Consider the following 1643-nt stretch of genomic DNA (forward strand, 5'->3'; position numbering starts at 1 on the left):
GGGTTTGCTCTTTTAGCGATCTGGCCAGCCCCAGGACTGAGTTTTGATAGTCAGCTCGGCTGAGTTCGTCCGGGCATTCTTGCAAGATGGCCAGGAATTGTTCTTCTGCATAGGTGAAATGTTGGTTTTTTAATTCTTCGAAAGCTTCGTTGACTTTTTGTTTTGCCGACTTAGACGATTGCTTGTTGGTTGACGGCTGCGGCCTTTGAGAAAAAGATGCCCTGTGCGCAGTGGTTCGCCGACGGCGAATAGTTGGGGGCGTGTCCAAAGACCGATCATCCCTCGAACCACGAGGAACAAACGGTAGCGCATTCGGGTTTAAATTAGATGCAGGCGTTGTTTCCCGATGGGCATCAGGCAAGCGGTTTTGTGACGGTTGCGATCCTGAACCGCAGGATGGTGGTAATTCGTAATTCATGGCAAAGTAACCTCCCATTGTGCTCTTAAGACAGTAAAAGTAAATAAGAGTTCTCCCAAGCGCCTTAATTACCTGACCCTTTGGAATTCAAAAGTGCTGGCTCATTGGCCAGGTACTGATGTTCGCCTTGCCTGATTCTTCACCTTAAATTATTACGTCCTTTGTAGTTCAGTGATTTCCACCGAGTGATCCCAACTGCCGGTTACCACATGGCTGCCATCGGCGCTGAAGGTGGCTGATGAGATCGTGGAGCAATGGACAATGCTGGCTTTCTCTGACCATGTCCCATCATCTTTCTCGCCAATGATTTTCGCCGTGTTGTCCCTGCTGGCAGTCACCACATGGCGGGCATCAGGGCTGAAGGTAACAGACAAGACGCCATACTTATGCTTGAAGATGATTTTTTCTTCCCATAAGCCATTGGCTTTCTGGCCGATGATTTTCACTATGCCATCGTCACTGGCAGTCACTGCATGACGGCCATCGGGACTGAAGGTGGCCGAGTTGACTTCAGCATCGTGGGGGATGATGGCTTTTTGTACCCATGATCCATCGGCCTCCTTGCTATAGATTTTCGCCTTGGAATCCTTACTGGCGGTCACCACATGATGGCCATCGAGGCTGAAACTGGCTGCATTGACAAGCTCATCATGGGGAATGACACCTTTTTCTTCCCATGATCCATCGGTCTTCTGGCAATGGATTTTCGCCGTTCTGTCGTAACTGGAGGTGACCACCTGGTGGCTATCGGCGCTAAAGGTGGCTGATGTGACAAAATTATTATGGGAAAAAATCGCTGTTAATTTCCATGATCCATCGTCATTATGGCTATGGATTTTCGCTGTGTTATCCCAACCGCTGGTTATGACATGGCGGCTATCGGTACTAAATGTGGCTGAGCTGGCGGTGTGCCTGTGGGAAATGATGACTTTTTGCTCCCATGATTCATCGCCCCCCAAACTATATAGTTTTGCTGTGCCATCCCAACTGACGGTCACCACGTGTTGGCTATCGGGGCTGAATGTAGCTGATAAGACCATACTTTGATGGGGAATGGTGGATTTAACTGCCCATGATCCATCTATCGTATGGCGGTAGATGATCGCTTTGTTGTCTCTATTGGCGGTGACAAGATGGCGGCCATCGGCACTGAGGGCGGCTGAGTTGATAATTGCTTTTTCGTAAATGATGGATTTTGAAACTAAATTAAACTTTTCACAATCAG

At 48.6% G+C, this 1643-nt stretch carries 2 protein-coding genes; both read right to left on the bottom strand.

The window, feature by feature from the left end; translation table 11 throughout:
* The coding region (locus KDK19_RS05385; protein WP_257288619.1) for a hypothetical protein at positions 1 to 418 on the bottom strand (418 nt) is incomplete at its 3' end.
* Between the two features lie 152 nt (positions 419 to 570).
* A partial coding sequence (locus tag KDK19_RS05390) for a WD40 repeat domain-containing protein (RefSeq protein WP_257291498.1) occupies positions 571 to 1643 on the bottom strand: 1073 nt, incomplete at its 5' end.

The organism is Endozoicomonas sp. ONNA1 (genome assembly GCF_024606325.1).
GTDB lineage: Bacteria > Pseudomonadota > Gammaproteobacteria > Pseudomonadales > Endozoicomonadaceae > Endozoicomonas_A.